Consider the following 701-nt stretch of genomic DNA (forward strand, 5'->3'; position numbering starts at 1 on the left):
CGCCGACGTCGAGGGCTACCACTACCGCGAAATCGCCGCCCTGATGGGCACACCCGTCGGAACCGTGATGTCCCGACTGGCCCGCGGACGAAAGCGGCTGCGGGAGTTGCTCGCCGACGTGGCCCGGGACCGTGGCATCGGCCGCGACGCCGGTAAGGTTCAGGCTGCCGTGCCGTTGTCCTGACTCCGGGCCAGATACCCTCTGGCAACCGCAGTTTCGGCGAGCAGCTTACGCAGATTGCGACGCGCCCGGTGCAACCTCGACATCACAGTGCCAACCGGAATGTCCATGAGCTCAGCGATCTCCTTGTACCGGTAGCCCTCGACGTCGGCGAAGTACACGGTCATCCGGTTGGCCGCAGGGATCGCGTCCAGTGCGTCCGCGATGTCGTCGTCGCGCATCGCTTCGAGCGCTTCCACTTCCGCTGACCGCAAACCCGAAGATGTATGCCGCCCCTCGGCGGACACCTGCCAATCGGTGATGTCTTCACACAGTTGCTCACCCACGGCGCGTTGGCGGGCGCGATAGCTGTTGATCCAGTTGTTGTACATGATCCGAAACAGCCATGCGCGCGCATTCGATCCTGGCTTGAACGTGTGAAAACCGCTGTAGGCCTTGAGAAGTGTCTCCTGCACGAGGTCTTCGGCGTCGTACCGGTTGTGGGTCAGGCGGCGCGCACCACGTTCGATCTGCTCGACGC

General features: G+C 63.9%; 2 protein-coding genes. One reads left to right on the forward strand and one right to left on the reverse strand.

Annotated features, from left to right (window positions below):
- Window positions 1-184, forward strand: a 184-nt coding sequence (locus A5699_RS23085; RefSeq protein ID WP_304528331.1) for a sigma factor-like helix-turn-helix DNA-binding protein, incomplete at its 5' end; no start/stop codon positions are given.
- On the opposite strand, the gene A5699_RS23090 is transcribed toward A5699_RS23085, so the two are convergent.
- Window positions 160-701, reverse strand: a 542-nt coding sequence (locus A5699_RS23090) for a sigma-70 family RNA polymerase sigma factor (RefSeq protein WP_067774448.1), incomplete at its 5' end; no start/stop codon positions are given. The two genes, A5699_RS23085 and A5699_RS23090, sit on opposite strands and share 25 nt — an antisense overlap.

Source organism: Mycobacterium sp. E802, from assembly GCF_001666875.1.
Taxonomy (GTDB): domain Bacteria; phylum Actinomycetota; class Actinomycetes; order Mycobacteriales; family Mycobacteriaceae; genus Mycobacterium.